General features: G+C 60.8%; 22 protein-coding genes. 10 read left to right on the top strand and 12 right to left on the bottom strand.

The features are described from left to right. Positions 1-42: 42 nt before the first annotated feature. Positions 43-573: a hypothetical protein gene (locus ACYF6X_RS15935; RefSeq protein ID WP_130018561.1), complete on the bottom strand. Its 531-nt coding sequence runs from the start codon at positions 571-573 to the stop codon at positions 43-45. Positions 574-1,057: 484 nt separating this feature from the next. Between ACYF6X_RS15935 and ACYF6X_RS15930 the strand changes: the two genes are divergently transcribed. Beyond that, positions 1,058-2,173: a hypothetical protein gene (locus ACYF6X_RS15930; protein WP_242512581.1), complete on the top strand. Its 1,116-nt coding sequence runs from the start codon at positions 1,058-1,060 to the stop codon at positions 2,171-2,173. A 3-nt stretch (positions 2,174-2,176) separates the two neighbouring features. Here ACYF6X_RS15930 and ACYF6X_RS15925 read toward each other — a convergent pair whose 3' ends face one another. The 5 genes from ACYF6X_RS15925 to ACYF6X_RS15905 form a co-directional block, all read right to left on the bottom strand. Then, positions 2,177-2,881, bottom strand: a complete 705-nt coding sequence (locus tag ACYF6X_RS15925; protein ID WP_130018560.1) for a hypothetical protein — start codon at positions 2,879-2,881, stop codon at positions 2,177-2,179. A gap of 16 nt (positions 2,882-2,897) precedes the next feature. Next, entirely contained in the window at positions 2,898-4,073 is a 1,176-nt protein-coding gene (locus tag ACYF6X_RS15920; RefSeq protein ID WP_130018559.1) for a hypothetical protein, read from the bottom strand. Next, a complete protein-coding gene (locus ACYF6X_RS15915; protein ID WP_130018558.1) occupies positions 4,070-5,356 on the bottom strand; it encodes a hypothetical protein in 1,287 nt (428 codons plus the stop codon). Before ACYF6X_RS15915 ends, ACYF6X_RS15920 begins: the two co-directional genes overlap by 4 nt. Positions 5,357-5,409: 53 nt before the next feature. After that, positions 5,410-5,934 carry a cytochrome b561 gene (gene cybB, locus ACYF6X_RS15910; RefSeq protein ID WP_130018579.1) on the bottom strand — a complete coding sequence of 175 codons (525 nt, stop codon included), beginning with the start codon at positions 5,932-5,934 and terminating at the stop codon, positions 5,410-5,412. A gap of 230 nt (positions 5,935-6,164) precedes the next feature. Beyond that, entirely contained in the window at positions 6,165-7,766 is a 1,602-nt protein-coding gene (locus tag ACYF6X_RS15905; RefSeq protein WP_063990863.1) for an ABC transporter substrate-binding protein, read from the bottom strand. 174 nt (positions 7,767-7,940) lie between these two features. On the opposite strand from ACYF6X_RS15905, the gene ACYF6X_RS15900 reads away from it, so the two are divergent. Continuing rightward, complete coding sequence (locus tag ACYF6X_RS15900; RefSeq protein WP_063990864.1) at positions 7,941-8,522, top strand: flavin reductase family protein; 582 nt, start codon at positions 7,941-7,943, stop codon at positions 8,520-8,522. Here ACYF6X_RS15900 and ACYF6X_RS15895 read toward each other — a convergent pair. Then, positions 8,519-8,899 (bottom strand): winged helix-turn-helix transcriptional regulator, encoded by a 381-nt coding sequence (locus ACYF6X_RS15895; RefSeq protein WP_038873124.1) that lies wholly within the window; start codon positions 8,897-8,899, stop codon positions 8,519-8,521. The two genes, ACYF6X_RS15900 and ACYF6X_RS15895, sit on opposite strands and share 4 nt — an antisense overlap. Positions 8,900-8,983: 84 nt before the next feature. Here ACYF6X_RS15895 and ACYF6X_RS15890 point away from each other — a divergent pair, with 84 nt between their 5' ends. After that, positions 8,984-9,751 carry an NAD(P)H-dependent oxidoreductase gene (locus ACYF6X_RS15890; protein WP_130018557.1) on the top strand — a complete coding sequence of 256 codons (768 nt, stop codon included), beginning with the start codon at positions 8,984-8,986 and terminating at the stop codon, positions 9,749-9,751. Here ACYF6X_RS15890 and ACYF6X_RS15885 read toward each other — a convergent pair. Beyond that, on the bottom strand, positions 9,748-9,996 hold the full coding sequence (locus ACYF6X_RS15885; RefSeq protein WP_019454278.1) for a hypothetical protein: 249 nt from the start codon (positions 9,994-9,996) through the stop codon (positions 9,748-9,750). The genes ACYF6X_RS15890 and ACYF6X_RS15885 overlap by 4 nt on opposite strands. A 192-nt stretch (positions 9,997-10,188) precedes the next feature. Here ACYF6X_RS15885 and ACYF6X_RS15880 point away from each other — a divergent pair, with 192 nt between their 5' ends. From ACYF6X_RS15880 to feaR, 3 genes are all read left to right on the top strand, one after another. Further along, positions 10,189-10,593 carry an Exc2 family lipoprotein gene (locus ACYF6X_RS15880; protein WP_063990866.1) on the top strand — a complete coding sequence of 135 codons (405 nt, stop codon included), beginning with the start codon at positions 10,189-10,191 and terminating at the stop codon, positions 10,591-10,593. Between the two features lie 107 nt (positions 10,594-10,700). After that, positions 10,701-11,342: a DsbA family protein gene (locus ACYF6X_RS15875; protein WP_107227150.1), complete on the top strand. Its 642-nt coding sequence runs from the start codon at positions 10,701-10,703 to the stop codon at positions 11,340-11,342. 138 nt (positions 11,343-11,480) lie between these two features. Next, on the top strand, positions 11,481-12,380 hold the full coding sequence (gene feaR / locus ACYF6X_RS15870; RefSeq protein ID WP_130018556.1) for a transcriptional regulator FeaR: 900 nt from the start codon (positions 11,481-11,483) through the stop codon (positions 12,378-12,380). 33 nt (positions 12,381-12,413) lie between these two features. On the opposite strand, the gene ACYF6X_RS15865 is transcribed toward feaR, so the two are convergent. Both ACYF6X_RS15865 and leuE read right to left on the bottom strand, forming a co-directional pair. After that, positions 12,414-13,913 carry an aldehyde dehydrogenase family protein gene (locus tag ACYF6X_RS15865; RefSeq protein ID WP_060659902.1) on the bottom strand — a complete coding sequence of 500 codons (1,500 nt, stop codon included), beginning with the start codon at positions 13,911-13,913 and terminating at the stop codon, positions 12,414-12,416. 158 nt (positions 13,914-14,071) lie between these two features. Then, positions 14,072-14,710, bottom strand: coding sequence for a leucine efflux protein LeuE (gene leuE / locus ACYF6X_RS15860; RefSeq protein ID WP_016928933.1), 639 nt, complete (start codon positions 14,708-14,710; stop codon positions 14,072-14,074). 237 nt (positions 14,711-14,947) lie between these two features. On the opposite strand from leuE, the gene ada reads away from it, so the two are divergent. Then, entirely contained in the window at positions 14,948-16,003 is a 1,056-nt protein-coding gene (gene ada, locus ACYF6X_RS15855) for a bifunctional DNA-binding transcriptional regulator/O6-methylguanine-DNA methyltransferase Ada (protein ID WP_063990871.1), read from the top strand. Continuing rightward, positions 16,000-16,713, top strand: a complete 714-nt coding sequence (locus ACYF6X_RS15850; RefSeq protein WP_130018555.1) for a 2OG-Fe(II) oxygenase — start codon at positions 16,000-16,002, stop codon at positions 16,711-16,713. The genes ada and ACYF6X_RS15850 overlap by 4 nt, the downstream gene beginning before the upstream one ends. Here the strand turns inward: ACYF6X_RS15850 and tehB are convergent. Continuing rightward, positions 16,708-17,571, bottom strand: a complete 864-nt coding sequence (tehB, locus tag ACYF6X_RS15845) for an SAM-dependent methyltransferase TehB (RefSeq protein ID WP_130018554.1) — start codon at positions 17,569-17,571, stop codon at positions 16,708-16,710. The genes ACYF6X_RS15850 and tehB overlap by 6 nt on opposite strands. Before the next feature lie 178 nt (positions 17,572-17,749). On the opposite strand from tehB, the gene ACYF6X_RS15840 reads away from it, so the two are divergent. Next, positions 17,750-18,853, top strand: coding sequence for a DUF1615 domain-containing protein (locus ACYF6X_RS15840; RefSeq protein WP_063990874.1), 1,104 nt, complete (start codon positions 17,750-17,752; stop codon positions 18,851-18,853). A 52-nt stretch (positions 18,854-18,905) separates the two neighbouring features. On the opposite strand, the gene ACYF6X_RS15835 is transcribed toward ACYF6X_RS15840, so the two are convergent. Continuing rightward, entirely contained in the window at positions 18,906-20,585 is a 1,680-nt protein-coding gene (locus ACYF6X_RS15835) for an alpha-keto acid decarboxylase family protein (RefSeq protein ID WP_130018553.1), read from the bottom strand. Positions 20,586-21,258: 673 nt separating this feature from the next. On the opposite strand from ACYF6X_RS15835, the gene ACYF6X_RS15830 reads away from it, so the two are divergent. After that, on the top strand, positions 21,259-21,720 hold the full coding sequence (locus tag ACYF6X_RS15830) for an adenine nucleotide alpha hydrolase family protein (RefSeq protein WP_107227156.1): 462 nt from the start codon (positions 21,259-21,261) through the stop codon (positions 21,718-21,720). Positions 21,721-21,747 lie beyond the last annotated feature (27 nt).

The following is a 21,747-nucleotide window of genomic DNA, read 5'->3' as shown; positions in this document are numbered from 1 at the left end:
TGACGGCGCTTCCCGTTGCGGGAAGCGCCGTTTTTCATTCCGCTACTGTTTCTTCATCATCTTGCCACGCATTGCTTCACTCATCATTTTATTCGAGCTGGAAATTACGCAGTTATATTGCTTGCCTTGGTTAATGATCATAAAGGTGCTGACCGGATTTTTAAAATCTTTGTCGATGGTGAAATAAATATAGGCCTGCGGCAGCGCGGCCGGTTTAAAGGCGCCGAAGGCATACACATCCGCCAGGCCCAGCGCGGAGAGATCGACCGTCAGTTCCATAGGCTGTTTGTCGTTTGGCGATGGGAACATCGATTTGGCCGACATCATCATGGTGCTGCTGTTGATGGTGTAATCGGTTTTGACCTTCATGCCAATATATTTTGATTCCGGCATGGAAAGTTCTTTTTTGCAGGCGGCGTCGTGCTGCGGCGCCGGGCTGCCGTTTTCCATCACGGCGTGCACGTGTTCCAGCGTCACCGCCGCGCTGCCGGTGGTAGGCTGCGCATCGGCCGCGTAAGCCACGCCGCTGAAGGCGGCCACAGAGGTAAGGATAATGCCTGTAACGATTTTCATTGTCGCTCTCCGGAATACTAATAATGATATTAATTGCGGTGTGTAGCCTATTGGCTTGATAAAACGCAAGGTTACCCGTTCCGTAGAAATAAAATTCCCTCGGAATATTGCTATAAAATAGTTTCCCACCCTCGCGGGAAGCGGGGTTGATTTAATTTTACTAAATGCCTTTCTCTTTTTTATTTGGCATTTTTACCTGCATATAAAGAGTATGTCTAAACATAGTCAATGTTTAGAATATATACAAATTATTGCGGTTTTCTTCCTCTTTTATCTTTTGTGTTTTAATGGGGTTGCGAATATTGCATTGAGATACAGAGGGTTATCTTTTTACGTTGGGAACACTCTGTGAAGCGTTATTTATGTGATCTCTGTAGTCACAGAAATAACGCTGAAATTATTACCTTTCTATTTAACGGCTAATTATTCATGGCATAGGCTTCAACCCCGCTAGCCGCCTGCGCTAGAATCAGGCGGTTTTCTCGTGGAAAAGGATATCGCCATGGCCGCCTGGGCCCTTTTGATCGTCGGTTGGTTGTTGATTTGGCAGGATCACCCGGTTTTCGGCGTGCTGTGCATCGCGCTGTTTGCCGTGCTGCAATGGGCGAAGTACGCCGCTAAAAGCGCGCAAGACCCCGCAGAGGCGGCAGAATGGCGCAAGACCGACTGGCGCTCGCAGCCGATTGAGATGGCGCACGCCGGCGACAGCGATCGGCAGATTGGCGGCGTGGGGGAGCTGGGCATGGGCGGCCCCAATTTTTGGACGCTGCTGCTGCGTGACGGGGCGATTGTGCATAGCGCCTGTGCCGCGCCGCAGGACGTGGACGGCGGCAAGCTGCGCCTGATCCCGACCCGCAGCCGCGAGGGTGAGGGGGTGACGGTGTACGAGCCTGCCGCCCGGGTGATGTACGCGCTGCCTGCATTGACCGATTGCGAGCAGGGCGCGTTGGCCGCCGGTTCCGCTGAGGCGCTGGCGCGGCTGCGGGCGAAATGCCGGCAGGCGGAGGCCACGCCGTTGCATGCGGTGCGCGGTCTGTGGGTGCCGCTGTGGACAGAGGATCCGGCCGATCGTCTGGAGATCGCCTTACCCAACGGCCGCGCGCTGGCGGCGCGCTCGATGTTGCCGGCGGATCTGCGCCATGCGGACGATCCTGCCGCGCTGCTGCACGCGCCGCCTTATGAGCTGTTGCTGGATAACCGGCCGACTAATCTCTTTGTGCGCGATCTCGAGCGCGTGTCGGGATCCCCGGCGGGTGACGGCTTGAGCGTCGGTGGCTGCCAGTTCCACGGCGAGCATATTGTCGATGGCCTGTACCATCTGTACTTCGCCGGCGAGTGGTTCAGCCTGCTCTCTTACGCGCACAAACCGGCGGGCGGGCGCGGTTCGGACACCACTTTTTTCGTCGAGCGGGTCGAGCCGCAAGACGGCGGTGTGTTCGTGATTGAATGGGATGCCTACGGCGTGGAGCCCGACGGGCGTGCGCCGCGTGTCGCGGCGCCGCCGGTCTTGGTTATCGCGGTGAGTTGGCAGGAAACGCCGCTGCAGCTGCCCACGGCCAATAACCGCGTGACCGTGCGCTTGCCCAACGCCACGGCGTAAGGTTTAAGGCAGCACCCTGACTTCGCCGTTGTGCAAGGTCAGTAAGGCGATCGGGCTGCCGGAGAAGCACTCCCTAAAGATCCAGTCGCTGGGCCGAAACGCCGCCGCAGGCAGCCCGGCCTGCCACTCCTCCCACTGCGGGGTCGGCTTATCCGGCGGTAAAGAGAAAGAGATCAGCCAACCGGCTTCGCAGTGCACCCTTTGGCCGCTCGGGCGGGTAAAGGTGTGCGCGCTCGCCAGCTCCATCACCGGCGGTAAAACCTCGAAGGCGATGATCGGCACGCCGGCCACGCTTTGCGGCTGAGGAAAACGCACGGCGGTCACGCCGTCCATCGTGATAGGGCTGTCTTCGGTGCCGGGCAGGCGTGGCTCCTGGCGGTTTACCCAACTGCCTTTCGGTAGCGTCGTTTCACCGAACGGCTTTGCTTCGTCGAGCGTCAGGTAGCTGCGTTGATTCCAACGATCTTCCGCCCGTTGGCTCTTGAAATCCTGGATGACGATGCCGATAAGCATCAGCGCGCACGCCACCGGGTAGACTGCCAGCGCCGAGGCCAGCAGATAGCCGCCCCAGGAGAGCGGCGGTCGCGGGCGGCCGCAGCGGGCAGAAGCGTAGCGCCATCCCCACCAGGCGATCAGGATGCCGGTGAGCAGCAGGGCCAACAACAGCGCCAGCAGTCCTGCGGCGCCGGCGCCATAACCTAACAGCATGGCAAGTTCCTTATGTTCACGGCGTGGTGGAGCGATAGCGAACGAAGTAGGGCAGTGGCGGGGTCTCTCCGTCATCGCCATAGTGGCTTTCCGGTTCGATCACGGTCTGACGTGCGTCGTCGCGCCCGTTGTAGCGATACTCCAACGGCTGCCGGTAGCGCACGTCGGATGAGCGCAGATCGAAAATCAGCGAAAGGCGTGCATCGCCATTATCCGTTTGGGCGACCAGCTTGTCGTTGCCCGCCCACAGCTGATACAGCGATTTATCACCGTTTTCCAACAGCACCGTCAGCTGCCCGTCAGATTGATAACGCAGAAGCTGATACAGCCCTCTGTCCAGCGTTTGCGCGATCAGGTAGATGCCGCCATCCGGAGCCTGCGCGCTTTCCTTCACGCGCACCGCGAGCCAATGCAGTTCGGCCACCTCGCCGGTTTTGCCGTTAACGGCAATATGCAAGGCGCCGGAGCCGAGCACCGGGTTCATCCAGAACAGCACGCGTTCGCCATCAACGGCGGTAAAGATCTCGGGCATGGATTTGCGCTTACCGGAGGCGTTAGCCGTCGGTGAGTCCTCCTCGCCGCGCTCAAAGCCCAGCAGCTGCCGCGCGTCCAGCTGTGCCGGCAGATCCAGCGTTTGCTGCCAATGGGTGCCAAAGTCCGGGCTGTAGAATACGCCTTCGGTGCTGATGAAATACAGCGCGCGTTTCCCCGGCAGCGCCACCAGTTTGCCGCCGATAAAGGAAGGCAGGTTGTCGTCACCCTCCGGCCAGGGGATCAGTGGCCCGATGGTGCTCCGTTGCACATCGACCAGCCTGCGCCCCTTGGACAGAAAAAGCACGCACTCCTGCTCGACGCAAACCGCATCGTAGATCAACTCGTCGAGTTGCCCCAGCATCTGCAGCCCCTTAGGGCCGGTGAATAACACCTGGCTGAGGTAGTTGGCCGCCCAGCCGTAAAAGCTATTGTAGGCCCCGCGTTCACTCCTTTTGCTGATGAGCAGCAGAGCGCCGTCCTGCGCCGGGTAGCTGTGGATGAGATCGTAACGGGTTATCGTCGGCAAGGCCTCGTCGCTCTGGGTCCATTGCCACTGTGCATAGCGTTGCTCAGGGGCGAGGAAATAGACGCCCAGCGCGCTGGCCAAAAACAGCGTCAGGATAATAAGGGGTCTTTTATAAAGCGTTAACGTCATCATTTCAGCTCCGTCACCTGTTCCTGCCGCCATAGCCTGCGGCGCAGATGGCGCAGGTATTTGAACGTCTTAAACGTGCGGTGCTGGTCAAAAGAGTAAAAGCGGCAGATCTGGGCGAAGCCCTCGATCAGCAGCGCCAGGCCGCTGACCATCAGCATCAGCAAGAGAAGAATCGGTGGCAATTCACTGCCGAGACGCTTCAGGGTCCAGGCATCCAGGTAAAAGCCCACCGGGGTATCGGCGTTATCCACCACCGCCAGGCCGAGCACAAAGCACGTCACGATCGCGCCCAAAATGAAGACAACGCGCGCGCTCAGGTTAAGGCCGGCTTCGGTGAAGTAGCGATTGCCGCCGATGAGATAGGTCTGGCGATCGCGATGGTTGATGATCCCACGCACCGTAGGGAGCTCGGGGACGGTGTCGTTCTCGCAATACAGCACCTGCAGCGGATCGCCTTTGGCGATGAAAAGCGGATGTTGCCGACGAAATACCGGATGCAGTTTGGTATTGGGGACGTTGAGCGCGCGGGTCGTCAACGCGAAGTGCGTCTCCTTCTGGCGCCACGCATAAGTGTCCAAATACTGCACCTGCCGCGGGATTTCATAGTGGCAGAGTTCGTAGCTCAGGGCGTTGACCGTCTCGATGCCGGAGGCCTCGACGCCGCCAGGGAGGGGGAACTCGGTTTGTTGCGTTGTGGGCTCTGACGCGGCCTCTGCACTGACGGCCCGGTATCTGATGCCTGGGATTTTCAGGCTGAGCGAGCCGGGCGGCGTGACGTCTTGCCCCTGCAGCACGCGATCCAGCGCCCTGAGCAGGCGCCTGCGGCCGCGGTGCGCAATCAACAGGAGCTCCGAACCGACGAACAGCACCAGGCCGATGCCGATAAGGCCGGCGATAATGGCGATAAAGAACAGGACAATAGTCAGCCAGGAATCTTCCCGGTCCATGATGAAAAAGCCCGCCGGGAAACCGCCGGCCAGCACGACGCCCAGCAGCAGCAGGGCAAAGTATTTCAGCTTGTATTTCAGCGTTCTGTCAGGCTCCAGCCGGCCTTTAGTGCCGTGCAGCAGCCAGTGCAGCCAGTAGCTGCCGTCCCGCAGGCGGTGGGCGCCGATCTTCACCCGATCGCCGGCGGCGAGCCTGGCCAGCAGATTTTCGCTGTCGCTGAAGTCGTCACGATAAAAAAAGAACGTCTGGCCGGAGGCGATGATCCTCACCAGATTATCGGGCGCCGTCTGTTGGCAGGCGCATTGTTCGACGGTCACATGAAAAAATTGGGTTTGCATGTCATTCCCTGTCGGCGGGCGTGGCCCGAAAATTCATCCCTGGCGCCGGGTATTCAGCGCTTTTTCATCAACGGCAGCATGCGCACCAACACATTGTCCTTGACGATATAGTGGTGGAACAGCGCGGCGGCGGCATGCAGGCCGATCAGCCAGTAGCCGAATGACGCCAGCGTTTTGTGCCAGCCGATAATCATCCGCGCCTGCGGCCGATCGGCCACGTCGGCGAACGGCATCGGCAGGCCGAACAGATACCACTCCTTGCCGCCCAGATAACGCGAGTACACCCCCAGCACCGGCAGCGTCAGCAGCAGCAGGTAAATCAGGGTGTGCGTCAGGTGCGCCAGGCCGGTTTGCCACTTCGGCGGTTTGGGCGCGATGGCGGGCGAGGGGGGGCGCCAGCGCAGGAACAGGCGGGCGATCATCAGCGCAAACACCGTTACGCCGCAGCTGAAGTGGGTGACAACCAGTACGTACCAGGGGGCGCTGCCCGGTTCGGCAAAGCCGCGCAGCTCGATGGTGACGCAGGTGATGACCAGCAGGATCGCCACCAGCCAGTGCAGGCGAATTTGCCACGGCATGTAGGTGTTCTGCACCGGGTTACCTTTTGATGTTAAAGGGTCTGTGTGTCGATGGTAACGAAATGTTACAGGCGAGGAAAGCGCCCGTGTGCAGTTTAAGCAAAATGCCAGGGGTTACACCGCTTAATAAGCTATGAATTTAGTGGGTTAAGTGCCTGGTGGCAGGGGAGGCAGCGAGCATCGTAAGTTGCGAAGTTAATGCGCCGCAGCCCTCGCCGCGGCGCCCGGGATCAGTTCAACTTGGCCTTGGCGAAATCGCTGCCGTTCACGTCCACCACATAGCCGCTCAGATTGCTGCGGGTGGCGTAGAATACTTTGCCGGTGGCCAGCGGCAGCCACGGCGCTTGTTTGGCGAAGATCACCTGCGCCTGTTGATACAGCTTGGCGCGCGCCTGCGGCTGGTTCTCTTGGATCGCCTGCTGGATCAGCCGGTCATAATCCTTATCGCACCAGCGCGCCACGTTGGCGCCGCTCTGCACCCCGGCGCAGCCGAGCAGGGTGGCGAAGTTGTCCGGATCGCCGTTGTCCGACACCCAACCGTACAGCGCGCTCTGCTGTTCGCCTTTGCGCAGCCCGGCCAGATACTGGCCCCACTCCCAGGTCACGATCTTGGCTTTCACGCCCACCTTCGCCCAGTCGCTCTGGATCATCTCGGCGATGCGCTTCGAGTTCGGGTTGTAGGGGCGCTGCACCGGCATCGACCAGATGTCGGTCTCAAAGCCCTGTTCCAGCCCGGCCTGCTTCAGCAGCTCGCGCGCCTTCTGCGGATCGTAGGCGTACTCCGGCAGTTTATCGTTGTAGCCCAGCATACCCGGCGGCAGCAGCGAGTTGGCCGGCGTGCCGCTGTCTTTGAACACTGCTGCGACGATCGCTTTCTTGTCCACCGCATAGCTCAGCGCCTGGCGTACCAGCAGGTTGTCGAACGGTTTTTTCTGGGTGTTGAACGCCAGATAACCGACGTTGAGCCCGGTAATGTCGTGCAACTGCAGATTGCCGTCGGCCCTGATGGCGGCGAACTGTTCCGGCAGCGGCGCGGGGATGATCTGGCATTCATTGGTTTTCAGCTTGGCCAGCCGGGTTTGCGGATCCGGCGTAATCGAGAAGATCAGGTGTTTGCTGGCCACTTCGCCCTGCCAGTAGTGCGGGTTGGCGATGTAGCGGATCAACGAATCCTGCTTGTACTGCTGCAGTGCGAACGGCCCGGTGCCGATCGGCCAGTTGTCGACGTATTCCGGCGTGCCCTTTTTCAGCATGGCGTCGGCGTATTCGGCGGACAGGATCGAGGCGAAATCCATCGCCCAGTCGGCGACGAAGGCGGCATTGGGCTGGCTCAGCGTGAAGCGCACGTGATGCTCGTCCACCGCTTCCACCTTGACGATCAGCTTATCCAGGCCCATGTCGGTGAAGTATTCATAGTTGCCGCCGGAGACCTTGTGATACGGGTTAGCGGGATCCTTCTGCCGCATCACGGTGAACACCACGTCTTCGGCGTTGAAATCGCGTGTTGGGGTGAAGTATTTATTGCTGTTGAATTTCACGCCCTGGCGCAGGGTAAAGGTGTAGGTCTTGCCGTCCGGGCTGACGCTCCACTCGGTGGCCAGCGAAGGGGCGGGGGTTTTATCGCTTTCGCGCAGCGTCACCAAGCGGTTGTACAGCACCTGCGAGGTGGCGATAAAGGTCGGCCCGGAGCTGGAGAGCTGCGGGTTGAACGATTCCGGCGAGGCGACAGTGCAGTACACCAGCGCATCGGAAGCGGCCAGCGCGCCGCCCGCCGACAGCAGGCCGGCGCTAGCCAGCGCCAGCGCGGCGATAGGGTGTTTTAAAAACGTCAAGGCAAGATCCTCAGGTGGAATGGGCCGTTAGCGGCGAATTGATTTAACTATAGATAACGGATGGCGAGACGGGGAACAAGCGTCTCATCTGCGCATTCTGTGCGCCCCACATTGCTTGCCTTTACGGCGTAGATCTACACTGCGGGGCAATCACTCACTCGCAAGGATTTCCCGATGAGCCACTTTCGCCCTGTCGCCCTCGAACATGCCAGCCGCCTGCTGAACCACGGCCCGACGGTATTGATCACCAGCCGCAGCCGTAACGGCGCCAAACGCAACGTGATGGCCGCCGCCTGGTCGATGCCGGTGGAGTTCAGCCCGCCGCGCATCGCCATCGTGGTGGACAAAGGGGCGCACAGCCGGCAAATGATCGAGGAGAGCGGCGCATTCGGCATTTGCGTGCCGGCAGCCATGTTCATCGACGCCACCTACGCGGTCGGCAGCGTGTCCGGGCTGGATGACGACAAGTTCGCCCGCTTCCACATCGCCGCGGTGCCGAGCGCCACCTTGCAGGTGCCATTGATCGAACAGGGCTGCGTGGCGTGGCTGGAGTGCCGCTTACTGCCGGAAAGCGGCGCGCAGGAAAAATACGACACCTGCTTCGGCGAGGTGCTGAGCGCGGCGGCGGACGAGCGGGTGTTCCAACAGGGGCGCTGGAACTTCACCGCCGCCAATGCGGAACTGCACACCCTTCATCATCTGGGGGCGGGCAACTTCGTGCGCAGCGGCGAGACGCTGCGGGCCAAACCGCTTTAATCGGCCGCGCGCTTGCGGTCTGCATCATAGCGCTCGCGGGCGGCGTCCAGCTCGGGGAAATGGTATTCCGCCCATCGGTCCAGCGCCGTCAGCGTCTCGACCAGCGAGCAGGCGACGGCGCTGAGCCGGTATTCCACATGCGCCTGATTCTTTTCACTTAAATCCAGCCGTTCGAGCAGCCCGTTGCGTTCCAGCTGGCGCAGCGTTTGCGTCAGCACCTTCTGTGAAATGCCGTCGATGCGGCGCAGCAGCTCGCCGTTGCGCATCGGCCGTTGCGCCAGCGCGGGCAGGATCAGCATCACCCACTTGCCGGAAATCAGCGCCAGCGCATCGCGCGCGGAACACTTGCTCGAATAGACGTCGCCGGGATAAGCCATGGGGGGTTACCTTCAGGTGCGTAATTGCCAAGGGGGCGATAAAGCCACAGCATAACAGCACCACCTTACAACGGGAGACACAGGATGAACGTGCTGATTGTGCTGGCTCACCCCGAGCCGCATTCTTTCAATGCCCATTTGGCCGAACAGGCGCGGCAGGCTTATCTGGCGCAAGGGCATCAGGTGAAGACGGTCGATCTGTATCAGGAGGAGTTTGATCCGCGCGAGGGCGCCGGTCATTACCCCAGCAGAAAGCAGGCGGACAGGTTCGATGCGATGCAGGAGCAGCGCCATCACTGGACGAATCAGGCGCTGCCGGCGGAAATCCGGCGGCATATCGAGCTGCTGCACTGGGCGGATACGCTGGTGCTGCAGTTCCCTTTCTGGTGGTTCGGCGCGCCGGCCATCATCAAGGGCTGGATGGATCGGGTGTTCGTTTACGGCGGGATCTACGACAGCCGCCACCGCCATGAGAACGGCGTGATGCGCGGTAAGCAGGCGCTGCTGACCGTGACCGCCGGCGCCTCCGCACAGGCCTGCGCCCCGGACGGGCGCGACGGCGATATGCGGCTGATGCTGTGGCCAATCATGCATGCGCTGCACTATATCGGCTTTAGCGTGCTGGAGCCGTTCCTGGTCTATGGCGTGCGCGGCGGGCTGACGGGAGAGGCGCTGCAGGCGCAGAACGCCGCTTTGGCGCAGGTGACGCAGGCATATCGGGATGATTTAAGCGATCTTGCCGCCTGGCCGGCGGTGCCGTTCAACCGCAATAACGATTTTGACGCCGATCTGGCGCTGAAGCCCGACGCGCCGGTCTACAGCCCGTTCGTGCGGCACCGCGATCCGGTTTAGAACCCGGCCTTCAGCAGTTCCTCGCGCAAGTCATCGATAATCGCCGGTTCGATGTCGGGGAACTGTTGCTGGATATCGGCGATGGCTTCGGCCACGCTCGGGCCGGCGAAGGTGCCGGAGAAGGGCAGCAGCGGCAGATTGGCGTCGCTGTCCGGCAGTTCGCCGCGGATAGTGCCGGTGATCATGCCCGCTTTTTTTTCCGCCGTGAGGTCGTACTCCCCCACGTTTTTGTCGATCGGTTTCATTGGCCGCCTCGCTGTCGGTGAGTGTTTACCCTGTCTGTTAAAGCATAGTGTTTCAGGCAATGAATACCAATCAATGTATATAATATTAATATAAAACAAAGTGATGCACGATTTGTCGTTTGACGTTCACCGGGGGCCGGCGCTATGCTCGTGGCGCTAAAGGAACCTTCCTCACTGACAGGGACAGACGACATGAAAAGACTGAAAAGCGCGGCGCTGTTGTTGCCGCTGTTGGCGCTCAGCGCCTGCACTCATCACCTCAGCAGCGCCGAGCAGCATGCCAAACACTACGTTTATCAAACCCGCGACGACTTCGATCCGCAATTCCGCACCGATGTGAACGGCAGCATTAAAAACGCCGTGCCGATGTTCGAACAGTTCTACCAGCAGGGGAAAAAGGACCGTGTAGCGGGCGTGGCGCGCAGCGAGGCGCAGAAAAAGGCCGATTACCTGGCCAGCCCGGAATTCCAGCAGAACATGGAACACAAAACCATTTTCATCAATCGCGCCTACAGCGGTTCCGACAATCCTAAACGCCGCCAGGTGCTGTCGCAGGAAGCGGTGGGCGCCTATTGGGACGGGTACGAAGGCCGTTGACTGAATCCCACATAAACAGAAGGTAATAAACACTGGCCTTCTGCCGGTTATTTGATTATAAAAACCGCCGCTAAGGACGATGTTCATAGAAGAAACCAGGAGTGTTTATGTTGGCAAACGTTAAGCGTTCGTTCGCCGCCGCCGTCGTATTGATGTTGGCGTTGCCCGCGGCCCAGGCCGCGGATTACCGTGCGGGCGAGCAATATACCCGGCTGGATAAACCGGTGGCCACCGCGCCGGCGGTGGTGGAGTTTTTCTCCTTCTACTGCGGCCCTTGCTATCAGTTCGCCGAAACCTACCGCGTAGGCAGCACCGTGGCGCAGGCGCTGCCCGCCGGCGAAAAGGTTACGAAGTATCACGTCAGCCTGATGGGCAAACTGGGCAATGAGCTGACCGAAGCCTGGGCGGTGGCGACGGTGCTGGGCGTAGAAGACAAGATTGAAGGGGCGATGTTCGACGCGGTGCAGAAACAGCGCGCCGTCAATAGCGCCGAAGATATTCAGCGGGTGTTCACGGCGGCCGGCATCGATGCCGCCACCTATGAAAACGCGCGCCACAGCCTGCTGGTCAAAGGGGTGATCGCCAAGCAGAACGAAGCGGTAAAGGCGTTCGAGGTGCGCGGCACCCCGTCGTTCTACGTGGCTGGCAAATACAAGATAGACAATGCCGGCATGGCCAGCACCAGCGTCGAAGGCTACGCCAAAGAGTACGCGGCGGTGGTGCGCTACCTGTTGGATACGCAGCCTTAAGGCGATTCCTCCCCGGCGCCCGATGATCTGTGATCGCGGCGCCAAATCCCCGGCTCGCCATTGATTGTGTGTTAACGGATTGTTATGGTGGTTTTCTGTTCAACGGCGCAGCACCGCTGCTGTTTGAAGGGAGAGATCATGACGGTATTGGCAACGCTCCGGGACGTCGGCTTCGAAGAGTGGCTGGGGAAAATCAACACCGCCTGTGGCAGATTCTGCGCGAAAACGCTGGGGCCGGGCTTCAGCGGGGCGATGCAGGAGTTTCGCGCCCATGCCCTGCGACTGAGCGTGGTCGACGTGTCTCAGGCCCGGCTGTACCGCACGCCGCGCGAGATCGCCCGCAGTGACGGCGCGCACTTTTTTACCGTCTTCCAGCTGCGCGGCAGCGCGTTGATGGAGCAGGGCGATCGCCAGACGGTGCTCTCTCCCGGCGATGTCACGCTGATCGACGCCTCACGGCCCAGCAGCTTTACCTTCCAGCGCGATTCGCGCCAAATCTCCCTGTTGTTGCCGCGCGGTTGCCTGCCGGTCCCGCCGCCTTGTGCCCAGCGTCTCGGAGCAGAGCTCAGCGCGGTGCGCCTCAGCCGCCAGCTGGTGCTGAGCAGCATGCAGGATCCTCAGCTCGCCGCGGCGGAAAGCGAGGCGGTGCTGAATGCGCTGGCGGCGCTGCTGCGCCCGGCGCTGGCGCTCGAGCAGGCGCGCCCGGAGGGGCAGCAACCGGTCTTCGACAAGGCGCTGGCGTTGATCGACAGGCATATACAGTCGGCGCAGCTGCGTCCTGAGTGGGTGGCGGCCGAGTTGGGGGTGTCGTTACGCAGCCTGTATCGGGTGTTCGCCCGTCAGGGGCTGGTGGTAGCGCAGTACATCAGGAACCGCAGGCTGGATCTGTGCGCGCAGGCGCTGCGCAGCGCCGCCGGGCAGGAGAAGCTGGCCGGCGTCGGCCTCGACTGGGGCTTCACCGATCACAGCCATTTCTCGACCGCTTTCAAGCAGCGTTTCGGCATGTCGCCGAGCGAATACCGTCGGCAGTATCAGTAAGTCAGGGCGCGGGCCAGGCCCGCGCCGCTTCACTCAATAGCGGATGCAGACCGATTTCGATTCGGTGTAGGCATCCAGCCAATCCGGGCCGAAGTCACGGCCGCTGCCCGACTGTTTGAACCCGCCGAACGGCATATTCGGGTCGATCAGCGTATGGGTGTTGACCCACACGGTGCCGGCCTGAATGCGCGGCGTCAGCGCCATCGCCTGCTGCAGGCTGGTGGTCCACAGGCTGGCGGTCAGCCCGAAGTCAGTGTCGTTGGCCTTGCTCAGCGCCTCTTCGGCGCTCGCCACCCGAATCAGGTTGACCACCGGGCCGAACACTTCCTCGCGCGTCAGGTTCAGCCGATCGTCCGGGTTGATCACCAGCGTTGGCGGAATGTAGAAACCGTTGCTGTCCGGCCCGGCCGCGCCGCCGATAAGCTCGGCGTTTTTCGCCCGGGCGTCGTCCAGATAGGCCGCCACTTTGTTGCGGTGCGCGAGCGACACCAGCGGGTTGATTTGCGCGCCGGTATCCATCCCCGGCCCGACCGACAGCGATTTCACCGCCTGTTCGAATCCGGCCACCAACCGATCATAAATCGGCGCTTCAATATAAATTCGTGAGCTGGCGGCGCACACCTGCCCCTGGTTAAGGAAGCTGCCGAGCATCAGGCCTTCGATCACCTGCTGCGGATCGGCATCCTTCAGCACGATGGCCGGGTTTTTGCCGCCCAGCTCCAGCGTCACGCGGGTCAGGCGATCCGCCGCCGCGCGCGCGATGCTTTTGCCCACCGGGGTGGAGCCGGTAAAGCTGACTTTGGCGATCAGCGGATGTTCGGTCAGCGCCTTGCCGCACACGGTGCCGCGGCCGGTGACCACGTTGAACACGCCCGGCGGCACGCCGGCTTCGCTCGCCAGTTCGGCGATGCGCAGCAGGGTGAGCGGGGTGGTTTCCGACGGCTTGATGACGATGGAGCAGCCCGCCGCCAGCGCCGGCATCACTTTCCACATGCCGATCATCAGCGGGAAGTTCCAGGGCACGATGCCGGCGACCACGCCGATCGGCTCTTTACGGGTATAAACCTGATATTTGGCGCCCGGCGGCATTGGAATGGACACGTCCAGCGTCTGGCCGGTGATTTTGGTCGCCAGCCCGGCGGTGTAACGCATCCAGTTCAGGGTGCTGCCGACTTCGAAAGCGCGGGCGATGTTGATGGATTTGCCCTGCTCCAGGGTTTCGAGCTGCGCCAGCTCTTCGGCGTGCTGTTCCACCAGATCGGCGAAGCGCAGCAGGATGCGTTCGCGCTCGACCGGCAGACGCTGCGCCCAGACGCCTTCGCTGAAGGCTTTGTGGGCGGACTGCACCGCCAGCGCGACGTCGTGTTCATTCGCGTCGGCGGTGGTGGCGATCTGCTGCCCATTGGCGGGGTTATACACCGCCAGGCGGCCTTCCGCGGCGGACGCGCGCCACTGGCCGTCGATATACAGCCCATGCTGACGATCGAGAAAACGCGATACGCTATCCAGCACGGCTACGGTATTGTCAGACATACATCCTCCGATCAGGCTCATCAGGTTATCGTTACCCTGCAAGTCTAGATCAGCGGGAAATCGGCGGCTTTGGTCTGCCTGACATTCGGTTTGTCCTGCGTGTCATTTTGCCGTGACGGAAGGGTAAACCGCGGCCGGCGGGCGCCGGCCGGGAGGGATCACGAGCTCAGGGTCGCCAGACGGGTGGCGAAGCCGAGGAACAGCAGGCCGATGAGGCCGTTGCCGAGCTTCGCCAGGCCTTTCTTGTGATTGAAGAAATGCGCCAGCATCGCGCCGGAGAAGATCAGCGTGCTCATGTAGATAAAGCTGACGGCCTCGAGGATCAGCGCCAGAATGGTGAACGACAGCCCGGTGTGCGCGTAGTTGAAGTCGATGAACTGCACGAAGAACGACACGTAAAACAGGATAGCTTTCGGGTTGGTCAGGCTCAGCGTCAGCGACTTGCGCAGAATGCTGTGGCCGCCCTCAATCTGCTGCTGTTGCGCCTGCGCCTTCTGCACGAAGGTGGCGTAGAGAATTTTTGCGCCGAGGAACAGCAGGTAAATCGCGCCGAGAAAACGCACCAGGGTAAACAGGAACGGCGTGGTGCGGATCAGCGAAGCCACGCCGATATAGGCGCAGAAGATCAGGATCGCATCGCCGATGAACACGCCCAGCGCTGCGGTATAGCCGGCACGCACGCCGCGCGATACGCCGGTTTTCAGGACGTACAGCGTATTCGGCCCCGGCAGAATGATGATGAAGACCACCCCGGCCAAATAGGTCCATAAATTCAGGACGCCAAAACTCTCTAACACAATAACCTCTCCATGCGCGCAACTAACAGGCAAAAACACTGGCCACGCCCGTGGCCGGCCGCGATCCTAACGCTGTGCAACCGGGTTGGCAACGTAATAAACTTCATGTTGTTGGTTAAAAATTGTCGAAACATTGTTGAAAACGTCGGCGCTGAATTAAAAAGCAAGAGTCGGCGTGTTTCGCCAACGGCCCGTCACTATGCTGGTTAACATCGAAACCCCAGTGAGGAACGGATGATGAAAAACGTAATCGACAGCGCCGATCCGCGCTGGCTGGCGATCGTTAGCCGCGACAAGCACGCCGACGGCCGCTTTATCTACGCGGTGAAAACCACCGGTGTGTATTGCTCGCCTTCTTGCCCGTCACGCCAGCCGAACCGGCAAAACGTGGAGCTGTTCGACGACGCCGAGCAGGCGGAGGCGGCGGGTTATCGGCCCTGCAAACGCTGCCGCCAGGGGCTGACGCCGTTGACGGAGCAGCATGCGCGGCAGATAGCCGAGGCTTGCCGCTATATCGAACGGGCGGAGAAAGCGCCGTCGCTGCAGACGCTGGCGCGCCACGTCGGGTTGAGCCAATACCATTTCCACCGGCTGTTCAAAGCGATCACCGGCCTGACGCCGAAAGGCTATGCCGACGCGCAGCGCGGCCAACGGCTGCGCACCGGTCTGACGCAGCAGGATACGGTGACCGACGCGATCTTCGACGCCGGCTATGGCGCCAACGGCCGCTTCTACCAGCAAGCCAACGCCGCGCTGGGCATGACGCCGAAGGCCTACCGGGCGGGCGGCAAAGGTATGCGCATCCATTTCGCCGTCGGGCGCTGTTCGCTTGGCGAGATCCTGGCGGCACAGAGCGAGGTGGGTATCTGCGCCATTTTGCTGGGGGACGATGCGCAGCGGTTGGTGCAGGATCTGCAGGACAAATTTCCCAATGCCGAGCTGATCGGCGGCGACGCGCAGTATGAAGCGCTGATGGCGCAGGTGGTGGGGCTGATTGAAGCGCCGGAGAACGGGTTGGCGCTGCCGCTGGATATTCGCGGCACCGCGTTTCAGCAGCGGGTCTGGCAGGCGCTGCAGACGATACCGGTCGGCGAAACCGTCAGCTATGCCGATATCGCTCGGCGCATCGGCGCGCCCAAAGCGGTGCGCGCGGTGGCCGGCGCCTGCGCCGCCAACGTGCTGGCGGTGGCGATCCCCTGTCACCGGGTGGTGCGTAACGACGGCGCCTTGTCCGGCTATCGCTGGGGCGTCGAGCGCAAGCAAGCCTTGCTGGAAAAAGAGGCGCAGCGATGAGCGGCCCGCTGGCGGCGCGGCTGGCCGAATTGGACTGGGCGGCGATTGAACGCGAACTCGATGCGCAGGGCTGCGCGCGGTTGCCAGGCGTGCTCAGCCAAGACCTGTGCCGCGAGCTGGCGGCGCTCTACCCGCACGATGCGTATTTCCGCAGCCGCATCGTGATGGCGAAGCACGGCTTTGGCCGCGGCGAGTACCGGTATTTCGCCTATCCGCTGCCGCTTCCGGTGGCCGAGGTGCGCAGCCTGATGTATGCACGGCTGGCGCCGGTGGCCAACCGCTGGAACGCTTTGTTGGGCCAGGCGGTGCGCTATCCCGCCGAACACGAGGCCTACCTGGCCGAATGCCACCGGGCCGGCCAACGGCGGCCGACGCCGCTGCTGTTGCGTTACGAAGCCGGAGATTATAACTGCCTGCATCAGGATCTGTACGGCGAGCGGGTGTTTCCGCTGCAGGTGGCGTTTTTACTTTCCGCCCCCGAACGGGATTTCACCGGCGGCGAGTTCGTGTTGACCGAACAACGGCCGCGGATGCAGAGCCGGCCGGAAGTGGTGCCGCTGCAGCAGGGCGACGCGGTGGTGTTCGCCGTGCATCATCGGCCGGTGGCGGGAGTGAAAGGCTACTATCGGGTCAATCTGCGCCACGGCGTCAGCCGGATACGCGCCGGCCAACGCCACACGCTGGGGGTGATCTTTCACGACGCGCTATAGCTTGCGCGCCAGCAGGGTGGCGAAGCGCAGCGAGATACGGTTGCCGGCGGCGTCGGTCTTGTGCAACTGGCCGACGTCCTCGTTGTATTTGAGGATCTCCCAGTCGCGATAATAGCGTTTCAGCTCACCCGGGCTGAAGGTGAACGGAAACGGCAGCGGGCAGGGATAATCCTCGGTATCCATCGCCGCCACGATCAGGTTATGGCCGCCGCGCACGGTGCTGTCCTGCATGTTTTGCACGATATGCGGAATTTGCTGGCGTTCGAGAAACATCATCACCACGGTGGACAGGATGAAGTTGTATTCGCCGCTGAAGCGGTGGGTATTGAGATCCTGCACTCCGGCGCTTAGGCGGGTCAGCTGCTCGGCGTCGATGATTTGATTGAGGCGGTCTATCGACGGCGCGTGCTTGTCCCAGGCGGTGACGTCGAAACCTTTCAGATTGAGATAGAGCGAATTGCGGCCGCCGCCGCAGCCCAGATCCAGCGCCTTGCCCGGCGCGATGCGCGCTGCCGCCTCGATCACTTCGGAGTGGGTGCGCGTCAGTTCGTATTTCTTGTGGTAGTAATCTTCCGGCGTGCAGTAAAACGCCAGCCGGCAGGTCATGTCGTCCGAGAAGGAAACGATGCGGTGCCACTGCTGCGGTGCGATAAACGGCGGCTGGCTTTCGGGGCTGAATTGCCAGGTCTCGGTGGTGGCACCGTCCTCGGTCATCATGGCGAACGTCAGGCTGCCGCTCAGTACGGTGAGCTTCGCCCAGGTGCCGCTCTGGGTGTTATGGCGCTGGCGGAAGGCCTCCGGCAGCGTGTCGCTGTTCCATTCCGGCAGGGTTTTATAGCAAAGCAATTGCTGCTCCATACGGGGCTCCTCTGGCTGGGCAAGCAAAGTGATTTATATGATGCATATAAAATACATCTTTATCGATCGTTTGAACATAGCGGCCTGACGGAAAGGCGCGGCGATATCTTTATACTGGATTGTGCGCGGCGGCTGGGCTAATTTCAGTGCTGTTCATGTCATCACGTTCAGGGAAAAGATGCCGATACCTCGTTTATTCCACCCGCAGCCCTTCCGTTGGCTGAGCCTGGCCGCGCTGCTGGCGCTGGCGGGCTGTACCAGCAAAACCACCACCACGGCGCCAACGGCGCGCCCCGCCGACGTCAAAGCGCGACTGATGACGCTGATCCCGGCCAACGCCGGCGATCGTCAGGGCTGGGCCACCGATATTACCGCCGCCTTCGCCGCGCAGGGCATTGAGCCGAGCGATGAGAACCTGTGTTCGGTGCTGGCGGTGGCCGAACAGGAGTCAACGTTCCAGGCTAACCCGCAGGTGCCGGGGTTGCCGAAGATCGCCTGGAAGGAGATTGACCGCCGCGCCGATCAGATGCACATCCCGAACTTTTTGGTGCACACCGCGTTGAAGATTTCGTCGTCGAACGGGCAGAGCTACAGCGAGCGGCTCGATAAGGTGCGCACCGAGAAGGATCTGAGCGATATCTTCGATGACATGATCGACCGTGTGCCGATGGGGCAGAAGCTGTTCGGTCATTTAAATCCGGTACATACCGGTGGCCCGATGCAGGTGAGCATTGCCTTCGCCGAGGCGCACGCCAAAGGGTACCCTTATCCGGTCGACGGCTCGATTCGCCGCGAAGTTTTCAGCCGGCGCGGCGGTATGTACTTCGGCATTATGCATTTGCTGGGGTACCCGGCCGATTACAGCCGGCCGATTTACCGCTTTGCCGACTTCAACGCCGGCTGGTACGCCAGCCGCAACGCGGCGTTCCAAAACGCGGTCAGCCGGGCGAGCGCTATTCCGCTGGCGCTGGACGGCGATCTTATCGACTTCGGCAGCGACAAGCCCGGCTCGACCGAGCTGGCGGTACGCACGCTCGGCAAGCGCCTGAATATGAGCGACAGCGCCATTCGCCGGGCGCTCGAGAAAGGCGATACGGCTGACTTTGCCGATACCGATCTGTATAAGAAGGTCTATGCGCTGGCGGGCGGCAAGTTGCCACGCGAAATGCTGCCGGGTATCCAGCTGGAAAGCCCGAAAATCACCCGCAAGCTGACCACCGCCTGGTTCGCCAAGCGGGTGGACGAACGCCGCCAGCGCTGCATGGCGCGCGCCGGCGGGTAACCTAAAAGAAAACGCCGCCGGTGGCCTGAACCACCGGCGGCGCGATCGCGCCTCAGGCGCTGCGGCGCGGGTTGGTCAGGCCGAAGTTAAAGCTGTTGCAGCGGTTGCAGAACTCTTTCATCACCGGCGGCGTGTCCATCATCGGCACTTTCACCTCGATAAACGCCAGCCGATCCTGCCGCGAGGCGTGTTCCAGGGCCATTTCCAGCTGCTGCGTGGTCTCTACCGCCACGCTGAACGGCTGCGCCTGGGTATTCAGCACCGCCGGCAGTTTGGCGTAGTCCCACGGGCCGATGTCGTTGTAGGACGAGTTTTCGCCGAGGATATAACGCTCGATGGTGTAACCGTCGTTGTTGATCAGGAAGATGATCGGCTTTTGCTCGCAGCGCAGCAGGGTAGACACTTCCTGTGCGGTAAGCTGGAAGGAGCCGTCGCCGATGAACAACAGGTGACGGCGCTCAGGGGCTGCCATCAGGGTGCCGAGCAGCGCCGGCAGGGTATAGCCGATCGAGCCCCAGATCGGTTGGTTGACTACCTTGACGCCGCCCGGCATACGCATGCCGCCGATGGCGGCGCCCGAGGTGCCGTTTTCCACCACCACCACGTCATCCGCCCGGATAAATCGCTGGATCCGTTGCCACAGATAGGCCTGGTCGATGGGGGCGTCGCTCGGCGTCGCCAGCTTTTCACGGGGATCGGGCAGCGGCGCCAGGGGCTGTACCGGCGCGTCTTCGCTCAGATCCAGCAGCGCCTGCAGCAGATCCGTCGTTGCCACCGCCGGGTAGGAGGTGTTGTCCAGCTTCAGCGAGAACGGTTGGATATCCACCTGAGCGGCGGCGGGAATTTGCTGCGAGAAATAGCCGGTGGTGGAGTCCACCAGACGCACGCCGAAGCTCAGCACGCAGTCCGAGTGGGCCATGCGTTCATACAGTTCGGGGCGCGACAGGTTGCCGCTGTAGCCGCCCATCCAACCGGCGGTATCTTCCGGGATAATGCATTTGGCGGTCGGCATATTGGTCAGCGGAATGGCAAAGCGATGAGCGACTTCGATAACCTGCTGCTGCAGCTGATAGCGATCCACCATTTGGTCGACCAACATGATCGGGCGCTGCGCGCGTTTTATTTTGGTTAACAGCGCCATTGCCGCTAATTGCACATTATATTTATCGCTGGCCGGCAACTGCGGCGCCGCTGCGGCTTCGGCGACGTCAATTTCGACGTCGCAAATATCGGAAGGCAGCTGTAAATAGACCGGTTTCTTCTCTATCCAGGCGCGGGAAATAACGCGAGGGATTTCCTGGGCGGCATTTTCCGGCGTAATCAAGGCTTGAGCAACGGTGAATTGTTTAAAACAGTTCATGACGTTGTCGAAATTGCCGTCGCCCAGGGTATGGTGCAATAGCTGATGATTCTTCATCGCGTGCAGCGGCGGCGTGCCGGCGATGCAGACCACCGGCGAGGATTCGGCATAGGCTCCGGCGATGCCGGACAGCGCGGCCAGATCGCCGACGCCGTAGGTGACGATCAGCGCGCCGGCGCCCTTCATCCGGGCATAGCCGTCGGCGGCGTAGGCGGCGTTCAATTCATTGCAGTTGCCGACAAACGCCAGCCGTTCGTCGCTTTCCAGCAGCTCCAGCAGACTGAGGTTATAGTCGCCGGGCACGCCGTAAATACGATCGACCTTCAGGGCGTGCAGCTGTTGCAGAATGAATGACCCGATAGTTATTTTCATTGATTGCTCCGGATTATTTATCTTTAATTTGTCAGGCGAAAATCAGCAAAAATAAATTGCTGGCGATGTTGTGTCGTTAGCATTAACAGTTATTTAAAGCGTCGGCTTGTTCAAGAGACGGCTGGCAGGCGGTAATTAGGCGGTTTGTATTCGGCGCTTTACGCGATTGAGTAATGCATAAAAAGTAGGGTTATTGAATATTGGGAAGAGACGGTATTTTTCATTGGCGGTATATCGACAGAAAAGCGGCGGCGCATTGGCATTTATCATGATGCAGGGCGAATCATCCGGTACTTTTGACGCTGCGTTAAATCCTGCCTGGTAGCACCCGGCTGTGGGTCTGGAAAAGAAAAACCGAAGCTGACGTAAAGGGGGATTTTGGTGATCCGCCGCACGCTTATTTCATGAAACCATCCAGTAACCAATAAAAAACAAAAAATTAACAACAGGCGTTTTTTGTTCGCCCGTTTTCGTCAGCTTTGCTTTACGGGGGCCGCAGTGCGCGCCACGTCGGGCCGGCGTTAAAATACGCCGTTGCGGGCGTTAATATAACGTGGTGGCTATCACATTCCTTGGGAAGTGATACGTAAACTTTTCTCTACGTGCGCGCAGATGGCGTATACCTACCAAGAGGGTGGTGCCCCAGTGGCACTGGCCAACGGGGGAAAGAGCGATGAAAAGCTATCGACATATTCTGGTACTGATTCACGATGAGCGCGATGGGCTGCCGTTGCTGCGTCAAACGGTGGCGATGGTGCGCGGGCTGCCGATTGCCATCACCGTCGGCCACCTTAACGCCGACTATGCGGAGCTGGAGTACGGCAGCGATGCGCTGGTCAAAGATCGCCAGGCGCAGGAGGTGATCGCCGCCAAGGCGATGCTGAGCCGGTTGGTGAGCGCCGTCGATGCGCCGATTGCGGTCAAGCAAATCGTCACCATCCGGCGCTTTAAGGACGTCAGCGATTTCATTCATCAGGCCGGCATCGATCTGGTGGTGGTCGGGCACCAAAACCGCGTGTTCGGCCTCTATTCCTCATATTCTCTGGAGTTTGTGAACCGTCTCGATGTCGATGTGTTGGTCAAGCATCTTGCCCGCGAGTCGCGTGCGACAAAGCGGACTTTTCCCACGGTTTAGCCGTCCTAAAGGCGATAGCATGCGGAT

The sequence above is a fragment of the Serratia sp. ID 25-353 genome, assembly GCF_054792795.1.
Note: the sequence above shows the minus strand (reverse complement) of the source record. Positions and strands in the feature narration are given on the sequence as shown.

Excerpts from the sequence above, each read along its gene's own strand:
- ACYF6X_RS15935 (WP_130018561.1), bottom strand. The coding sequence starts at position 573 with ATGAAAATCGTTACAGGCATTATCCTTACCTCTGTGGCCGCCTTCAGC.
- ACYF6X_RS15915 (WP_130018558.1), bottom strand. The coding sequence starts at position 5,356 with ATGCAAACCCAATTTTTTCATGTGACCGTCGAACAATGCGCCTGCCAA.
- feaR (WP_130018556.1), top strand. The coding sequence starts at position 11,481 with ATGACGGTATTGGCAACGCTCCGGGACGTCGGCTTCGAAGAGTGGCTG.
- ACYF6X_RS15895 (WP_038873124.1), bottom strand. The coding sequence starts at position 8,899 with ATGGCTTATCCCGGCGACGTCTATTCGAGCAAGTGTTCCGCGCGCGAT.
- ACYF6X_RS15840 (WP_063990874.1), top strand. The coding sequence starts at position 17,750 with ATGCCGATACCTCGTTTATTCCACCCGCAGCCCTTCCGTTGGCTGAGC.
- ada (WP_063990871.1), top strand. The coding sequence starts at position 14,948 with ATGAAAAACGTAATCGACAGCGCCGATCCGCGCTGGCTGGCGATCGTT.
- ACYF6X_RS15880 (WP_063990866.1), top strand. The coding sequence starts at position 10,189 with ATGAAAAGACTGAAAAGCGCGGCGCTGTTGTTGCCGCTGTTGGCGCTC.
- ACYF6X_RS15835 (WP_130018553.1), bottom strand. The coding sequence starts at position 20,585 with ATGAAAATAACTATCGGGTCATTCATTCTGCAACAGCTGCACGCCCTG.
- ACYF6X_RS15890 (WP_130018557.1), top strand. The coding sequence starts at position 8,984 with ATGAACGTGCTGATTGTGCTGGCTCACCCCGAGCCGCATTCTTTCAAT.
- ACYF6X_RS15885 (WP_019454278.1), bottom strand. The coding sequence starts at position 9,996 with ATGAAACCGATCGACAAAAACGTGGGGGAGTACGACCTCACGGCGGAA.
- ACYF6X_RS15900 (WP_063990864.1), top strand. The coding sequence starts at position 7,941 with ATGAGCCACTTTCGCCCTGTCGCCCTCGAACATGCCAGCCGCCTGCTG.
- ACYF6X_RS15865 (WP_060659902.1), bottom strand. The coding sequence starts at position 13,913 with ATGTCTGACAATACCGTAGCCGTGCTGGATAGCGTATCGCGTTTTCTC.
- ACYF6X_RS15920 (WP_130018559.1), bottom strand. The coding sequence starts at position 4,073 with ATGATGACGTTAACGCTTTATAAAAGACCCCTTATTATCCTGACGCTG.
- ACYF6X_RS15925 (WP_130018560.1), bottom strand. The coding sequence starts at position 2,881 with ATGCTGTTAGGTTATGGCGCCGGCGCCGCAGGACTGCTGGCGCTGTTG.
- ACYF6X_RS15850 (WP_130018555.1), top strand. The coding sequence starts at position 16,000 with ATGAGCGGCCCGCTGGCGGCGCGGCTGGCCGAATTGGACTGGGCGGCG.
- tehB (WP_130018554.1), bottom strand. The coding sequence starts at position 17,571 with ATGGAGCAGCAATTGCTTTGCTATAAAACCCTGCCGGAATGGAACAGC.
- ACYF6X_RS15830 (WP_107227156.1), top strand. The coding sequence starts at position 21,259 with ATGAAAAGCTATCGACATATTCTGGTACTGATTCACGATGAGCGCGAT.
- cybB (WP_130018579.1), bottom strand. The coding sequence starts at position 5,934 with ATGCCGTGGCAAATTCGCCTGCACTGGCTGGTGGCGATCCTGCTGGTC.
- ACYF6X_RS15875 (WP_107227150.1), top strand. The coding sequence starts at position 10,701 with ATGTTGGCAAACGTTAAGCGTTCGTTCGCCGCCGCCGTCGTATTGATG.